The sequence below is a fragment of the Rhodoferax sp. UBA5149 genome, from assembly GCF_002413825.1.
Taxonomy (GTDB): domain Bacteria; phylum Pseudomonadota; class Gammaproteobacteria; order Burkholderiales; family Burkholderiaceae_C; genus Rhodoferax.
Map to the genome: position 1 here is coordinate 14,229 of NZ_DHXT01000012.1, position 6,862 is coordinate 21,090.

Sequence of the window (6,862 nt, forward strand, 5' to 3'; positions counted from 1 at the left end):
CAGCCGTTTTGGCCGAACCGGGAAAAAAGGTGGCTTTGTGACCGTTATAAACCTGCCACTGATCCCATAGTAAAACCATGGAAAAACCAAAAATCACCCACAAAATGGTGCGGCGAATATCGTTCATGAAGACTTCTTTTCAGTGGAGGAGGGAATCAGCTGGGTAAAGAGCCGGGGTTTTTGGGGCGGAACGGGATCATGCCCGCCGACGCACCAGGGATGGCAGCGTACCAGACGCGCCAGCGTCAGATAGCTGCCCGCCGCCGCACCGTGCATTTGCAGGGCCTGCAATGAATAGGCGGAACAGGTGGGCTCAAACCGGCAGGACGAGCCCAGCCACGGGCTGAGCAGCAAACGGTAGCCTTTGACCAGACCGATCAGCAAGATCTTGATCATGGCGCTTCGTTTTTAATAGCAGGCAAAGACGGGCGGGTCGCGGCGCGTGCAAACAATTGCTGCAACTCCAGGCGAACGGCGGCCTTGAGCTCTTCGGACGTGGCGCTGACAAATTGTTTGCGATCGAACCCTGAACGCAAGCGCACGATATGGGCGGCCACGGGAAGCGCCGACTCAAAATCGACGCTAACACCGTAAATTTGACGCTTGATGGCATTGCGCGTGACGGCTCGCTTGGCCCAACGTTTGGGCACCATGGCACCCATCCACACGTCCTGCACGACAAAAAGCGCCAGTGGAGGCGCCGTTGAAGGCTCAGTTTGTTTCTGTTCGACCATCGGCACGTTCAGCGCCGCGCAGTGCAAAGCGAAATGGGCCGTACGAGCTACAGTGCCGCCAGCCAGTACCGCCTGAAACTGGCTTCGCGTTTTCAGTCGCTGCAATTTGAGGCAGTGCCAGAATGGCAAGTCAGCTGCGCGTTATGCGGACAGCCTGAATTAAACAGCCAGACGCTTGCGGCCTTTGGCGCGACGAGCGTTGATCACAGCACGGCCGCCGCGAGTTTTCATGCGAACCAGAAAACCGTGAGTGCGGGCGCGTTTGATCTTGGAGGGTTGGTAAGTGCGTTTCATTTTGGAAATCCTAAAGGGCTCAATGACGGCCTATCACGCCTTAAATAAGTGTGGGCCGCTGTCTTGTCTCCCCCAACACAATCGGGGGAACCCGAGATTATCGCAAATTTTCTCAATCCCGGCAACACCATGCATTACGTACCGATTGTCATGCGAGCGCTGTCGGCAGGTTTTCGCGGCTTGTGGATAAATTCTTGATAAATTACAATTCAGGGCGCGGCAATTTACAACTATCCACAGAAGCTGGTACGAACAATGACAGAGGGACAATACGCCAGCCAACCTGGTTCCGCAGGCCATGGCGCTGGGCAAAGCCTGTGGCAAACTTGCATCGACCAACTGGCACAGGAGCTCCCGGAACAGCAGTTCAACACCTGGATCAAACCCCTTTCAGCACAGATCACGGACGACCTCTCCAAGGTCACCATCTATGTCGCCAACCGGTTCAAACTGGACTGGATCAGGGCTCAATACAGCAACCGTATCTCCACCCTGCTGGAAACGTTTTCGGGTCAACCCATTCGGATGGAGTTAGCGCTCGCTCCGCGCGAACCTATTGCCAAAAGCTATGCACCTCAGCGTTCAGTTGAACCCATCCCGATGGATGAGTCGGCCGAATTGGGGGAAGAACGAACCCCCAACGGTCTCAAGAACCGGCTCAACACGGCGCTGACCTTTGACACCCTGATTGAAGGTACCGCCAACCGCATGGCGCGCGCGGCAGCCATGCACGTGGCCGGCATGCCGGGGCACCTGTACAACCCTCTTTTTATCTACGGTGGCGTCGGTCTGGGCAAAACCCACTTGATGCATGCCGTGGGCAACCGCCTGCTCGCCGACAGGCCGACCGCCAAAGTTCTCTACATTCATGCAGAGCAGTTTGTGTCAGATGTGGTTAAGGCGTATCAGCGCAAGACTTTTGACGAATTCAAGGAGCGCTACCACTCGCTGGACCTGCTGCTGATTGATGACGTTCAGTTCTTCGCCAACAAGGAACGCACCCAGGAAGAATTCTTCAACGCCTTCGAGGCCTTGCTGGCCAAAAAATCGCACATCGTGATGACCAGTGACACCTACCCGAAGGGTCTGACGGATATCCACGAGCGCCTGGTGTCGCGCTTTGATTCGGGACTGACGGTGGCCATCGAACCGCCCGAGCTGGAAATGCGGGTCGCCATTCTGATCAACAAGGCACGGGTTGAAGGCATCGACATGCCGGAAGAAGTGGCCTTCTTCGTGGCTAAAAATGTGCGTTCCAACGTACGCGAGCTGGAAGGCGCATTGCGCAAGATTCTGGCCTACTCCCGTTTCAACCAGAAAGAAATCTCGATTCTGCTGGCGCGTGAGGCGCTACGCGACCTGCTGTCGATCCAGAACCGCCAGATTTCGGTGGAGAACATCCAGAAAACGGTGGCCGACTACTACAAGATCAAAATTGCGGACATGTATTCCAAAAAGCGGCCTGCCAGCATTGCCCGGCCACGCCAGATTGCCATGTACCTGGCCAAAGAGCTGACACAAAAAAGTCTCCCGGAAATAGGAGAATTGTTTGGCGGCCGCGACCACACCACCGTCTTGCACGCCGTACGCAAGATTGGCGGTGAGCGCCAGCAAATGACCGAGCTGAACCAGCAACTTCACGTGCTGGAACAAACGCTCAAAGGCTGATAGCAGGAATAAAAAGGGGAAAATGGCGAAATTTGCAAAAATGCGCTCCCCTGCACGTTATTGAATTGAAGATATTTAACAAGAGGTTGACATGATCGTCCTGAAGGCCACACAAGACAAAGTTCTTTCGGTATTGCAATCGGTTGCGGGCATCGTCGAGCGCCGGCACACCTTGCCCATTCTGGCCAACGTGTTGATTCGTAAAACGGGCATATCACTGCAACTCACCACCAGCGATCTTGAGATCCAGATTCGCACCACGGCTGAACTGGATGGCGACACAGGCAACTTCACCACCACCGTCGGTGCACGCAAGCTGATCGATATTCTGCGCACCATGCCGTCGGATCAGACGGTATCGCTGGAATCGAGCGCGGCCAAGCTCATCCTCAAGGGCGGCAAAAGCAAATTTACGCTGCAAACCATGGCGACCGAAGACTTCCCGTTGGTGCAGGAGGCCGCCAACTTCGGACCCGTGTTCAGCGTGCCGCAAAAGACACTGAAAGACCTGCTGAGCCAGGTCTCGTTTGCCATGGCCGTGCATGACATCCGCTACTACCTCAACGGCATTCTGTTCGTCGCCGAAGGCAATCAACTCAGTCTGGTCGCCACGGATGGCCACCGCCTGGCTTTTGCCTCTGCCACGCTGGACGTCGAGGTGCCCAAACAAGAAGTTATTTTGCCGCGCAAAACCGTGATCGAACTGCAGCGCTTGTTGAGCGACGCAGAAGGCGCGATTGAAATGCGATTTGCCAACAACCAGGCCAAGTTCAGCTTTGACGACATGGAGTTTGTCACCAAGCTGGTCGAAGGCAAGTTCCCCGACTACAACCGTGTCATTCCCAAAAACCACAAAAACAGCATTACCTTGGGCCGCGCGGCCCTGCTGGCGACCTTGCAGCGCACTGCTATTCTGACCAGTGACAAGTTCAAGGGTGTGCGCTTGAACATTGACCCCGGCACCCTGCGTGTGGCGTCCAACAACGCTGAGCAGGAAGAGGCTGTGGACGAGCTCGATATTGACTACGGCGGTGACAGCATCGAGATCGGCTTCAATGTGACCTATCTCATTGATGCGCTCGCCAACATGAGCCAGGAAATGGTGAAACTGGAGCTGTCTGACGGCAACAGCTCGGCCCTGTTCACCATCCCTGACAACGCGACCTTCAAATACGTGGTGATGCCCATGCGTATTTAGTGCCATAAGATTTGTAGCAATGCAAAACCCGAACCCGCGATGAACGAGAAGTTCATTGCGGGTTTGGTCATTCAAGAGTTTGAGAAATCGTTAAAGAAGTTAGCCATGACCGAAGAAAACAAGCCAGTTCAAACCCCGGAAAACGGTGAGGATGCCGTTCATACGGGTGAAGGAAGCACTGACAGCTCCAACTTCCAGCCGACCATCGACGCGCACCAAGTCGGCGCTTCCGAGGCCTATGGCGAAGGCTCGATTCAGATTCTGGAAGGCCTGGAGGCGGTGCGCAAGCGCCCCGGCATGTACATCGGCGACACCTCGGACGGTACCGGCCTGCACCACCTGGTGTTCGAGGTGGTGGACAACTCGATCGACGAATCACTGGCGGGCCACTGCGATGACATCCTGGTGACCATCCATTCCGATAACTCGGTCAGCGTGGTGGACAACGGGCGCGGCATTCCCACGGGTGTGAAGATGGACGACAAGCACGAGCCCAAACGCTCGGCGGCGGAGATTGCCCTGACCGAGCTGCACGCGGGCGGCAAGTTCAACCAGAACAGTTACAAAGTCTCCGGCGGCCTGCACGGCGTCGGCGTGAGTTGCGTCAACGCCCTCTCCAAAATGCTGCGTCTGACCATCCGCCGTGATGGCAAGGTGCATGTGATGGAGTTCAGCAAGGGCTTTGTGCAGAACCGCATCGTCGAGGTGGTGAACGGCGTCGAAGTGTCCCCCATGAAGGTGATTGGCGATACCGAAAAGCGCGGTACCGAAGTTCACTTTCTGCCGGACCTGGAAATCTTCCAGACCAACACTGACTTCCACTACGAAATTTTGAGCAAGCGTCTGCGTGAACTCAGTTTTTTGAACAACGGCGTCAAAATTCGCCTGAAAGACGAGCGCACCGGCAAGGAAGACGACTTTTCGGGGGCCGGCGGCGTCAAAGGCTTTGTCAACTTCATCAACAAAGGCAAGACGGTGTTGAACCCCAATATCTTCCACGCCATGGGCGACCGTCAAAGCGACCAGAACACCAACATCGGTGTCGAGGTGGCGATGCAATGGAACAGCGGCTACAACGAACAGGTGCTGTGCTTCACCAACAACATACCGCAGCGCGATGGTGGCACTCACCTGACCGGCTTGCGCGCCGCCATGACGCGCGTCATCAACAAGTACATCGATGACAGCGAGCTGGCGAAAAAAGCCAAAGTGGAAGTCACCGGGGACGATATGCGCGAGGGCCTGTGCTGCGTGCTCAGCGTGAAAGTGCCCGAGCCCAAGTTCAGCAGCCAGACCAAAGACAAACTGGTGAGCTCCGAAGTACGCGGTCCGGTGGAAGACATCGTGAGCAAACTGCTGTACGACTACCTGCAGGAGCGCCCGGCCGACGCCAAAATCATCGTCGGCAAGATCATTGAGGCCGCTCGCGCCCGCGAGGCCGCCCGCAAGGCGCGCGACATGACGCGCCGCAAGGGCGTGCTCGACGGCATGGGACTGCCCGGCAAGCTGGCCGACTGCCAGGAAAAAGACCCGGCGCTGTGCGAGATCTACATCGTCGAGGGCGACTCGGCAGGGGGTTCGGCCAAGCAAGGCCGCGACCGCAAATTCCAGGCCATCCTGCCGCTGCGCGGCAAGATTTTGAACGTCGAGAAAGCCCGCTACGAAAAACTGCTGACCAGCAATGAAATTTTGACCCTGATCACGGCCCTGGGAACCGGCATCGGCAAGGCCGGAGGCACCACCGGCAATGACGACTTCAATGTCGCCAAGCTGCGCTACCACCGCATCATCATCATGACCGATGCCGACGTTGACGGCGCCCACATCCGCACGCTGCTGCTGACCTTCTTCTACCGCCAGATGCCCGAGCTGGTTGAGCGTGGCCATATCTACATTGCACAGCCACCGCTGTACAAGGTCAAGGCGGGCAAGGAAGAGCTGTACCTGAAAGACGCCCCTGCGTTGGACACTTTCCTGATGCGCATTGCACTGGTGAACGCATCCGTCCATACCGGCGGCGAGAACGGCACAACGATCAGCGGCGACACGCTGGCCGAACTGGCGCGCAAGCACCAGGTGGCCCAAGCCGTGATTGCGCGCCTGCGCAATTTCATGGACGCCGAAGCCCTTCGCTCGGTGGCCGACGGCGTCGCCCTGAACCTGGACACGGTTGCTGATGCGCAAGCGTCAGCCGCTGCGCTGCAAGCCAAATTACCGGATGCCGAAGTCGCCGGTGAGTTTGACGTGCGTAACGACAAACCCATTCTGCGCATCAGCCGCCGCCACCACGGCAACGTCAAGAGCAGCGTGCTGACGCAAGACTTTGTGCACGGCGCCGACTACGCGGCACTGGCCGAGGCGGCCAACACCTTCAAGGGCCTGCTAAACGAAGGCGCCAAAGTGATGCGGGGCGAAGGCGAGCGCCAAAAAGAAGAAAAAGTGGCCGACTTCCGCGAAGCCATGGCCTGGCTGATCGCGCAGGCCGAACACGCCACATCGCGCCAGCGCTACAAAGGCCTGGGCGAGATGAACCCCTTGCAACTCTGGGAAACCACCATGGACCCCACCGTGCGCCGCCTGCTCAAGGTACAGATCGACGACACGATTGAAGCCGACCGCGTGTTCACCATGCTGATGGGTGACGAAGTCGAGCCGCGTCGGGAGTTCATCGAGACCAACGCACTTCGCGCGGGGAATATCGATATTTGAGTTGTCGGGTGACACGAAAAGTGAAAACTGTGCCAAGTTAGCGAAAAATTCTGGGACTGAGAGCGTGAGAGTTTTTCTCCAGACCCACAGAATGCGTGCGTTCTTGTTGGCCAAAGCTACCCCGCCACAACGCTGCAAACCTGCATCGTGCACTTGATACGCAACAGCCTGGACTACGCCAGTTGGAAGGATCGAAAGCCCTTGGCTGCGGCCATCAAGCCGATCTACACCACTCCCACTGCCGAGGCGGCACTGGCCG

At 57.1% G+C, this 6,862-nt stretch carries 6 protein-coding genes and 1 pseudogene; 4 read left to right on the forward strand and 3 right to left on the reverse strand.

Features of this window, described 5'->3' with window-relative positions; genetic code table 11:
• Positions 1–123: 123 nt before the first annotated feature.
• Genes yidD through rpmH form a run of 3 tightly spaced genes read right to left on the reverse strand, consistent with a single transcriptional unit; the run spans position 124 to position 1,028 of the window.
• Positions 124–396, reverse strand: coding sequence for a membrane protein insertion efficiency factor YidD (gene yidD, locus B3V69_RS00890; RefSeq protein WP_296442922.1), 273 nt, complete (start codon positions 394–396; stop codon positions 124–126).
• Positions 393–839 (reverse strand): ribonuclease P protein component, encoded by a 447-nt coding sequence (locus tag B3V69_RS00895; protein ID WP_296442924.1) that lies wholly within the window; start codon positions 837–839, stop codon positions 393–395. The genes yidD and B3V69_RS00895 overlap by 4 nt, the downstream gene beginning before the upstream one ends.
• A 54-nt stretch (positions 840–893) precedes the next feature.
• Positions 894–1,028, reverse strand: a complete 135-nt coding sequence (gene rpmH / locus B3V69_RS00900) for a 50S ribosomal protein L34 (RefSeq protein WP_066096666.1) — start codon at positions 1,026–1,028, stop codon at positions 894–896.
• Positions 1,029–1,283: 255 nt separating this feature from the next.
• Here rpmH and dnaA point away from each other — a divergent pair, with 255 nt between their 5' ends.
• The 4 genes and pseudogenes from dnaA to B3V69_RS00920 all read left to right on the forward strand — a co-directional run.
• Positions 1,284–2,696: a chromosomal replication initiator protein DnaA gene (gene dnaA, locus B3V69_RS00905; RefSeq protein ID WP_296442932.1), complete on the forward strand. Its 1,413-nt coding sequence runs from the start codon at positions 1,284–1,286 to the stop codon at positions 2,694–2,696.
• Between the two features lie 91 nt (positions 2,697–2,787).
• Positions 2,788–3,894, forward strand: a complete 1,107-nt coding sequence (gene dnaN / locus B3V69_RS00910; RefSeq protein ID WP_296442934.1) for a DNA polymerase III subunit beta — start codon at positions 2,788–2,790, stop codon at positions 3,892–3,894.
• 105 nt (positions 3,895–3,999) lie between these two features.
• Positions 4,000–6,603 carry a DNA topoisomerase (ATP-hydrolyzing) subunit B gene (gene gyrB / locus B3V69_RS00915; protein ID WP_296442936.1) on the forward strand — a complete coding sequence of 868 codons (2,604 nt, stop codon included), beginning with the start codon at positions 4,000–4,002 and terminating at the stop codon, positions 6,601–6,603.
• Between the two features lie 117 nt (positions 6,604–6,720).
• Positions 6,721–6,862: pseudogene (locus tag B3V69_RS00920) on the forward strand (transposase); the annotation flags it as partial.

Excerpts from the sequence above, each read along its gene's own strand:
- yidD (WP_296442922.1), bottom strand. The coding sequence starts at position 396 with ATGATCAAGATCTTGCTGATCGGTCTGGTCAAAGGCTACCGTTTGCTG.
- rpmH (WP_066096666.1), bottom strand. The coding sequence starts at position 1,028 with ATGAAACGCACTTACCAACCCTCCAAGATCAAACGCGCCCGCACTCAC.
- dnaA (WP_296442932.1), top strand. The coding sequence starts at position 1,284 with ATGACAGAGGGACAATACGCCAGCCAACCTGGTTCCGCAGGCCATGGC.
- dnaN (WP_296442934.1), top strand. The coding sequence starts at position 2,788 with ATGATCGTCCTGAAGGCCACACAAGACAAAGTTCTTTCGGTATTGCAA.
- gyrB (WP_296442936.1), top strand. The coding sequence starts at position 4,000 with ATGACCGAAGAAAACAAGCCAGTTCAAACCCCGGAAAACGGTGAGGAT.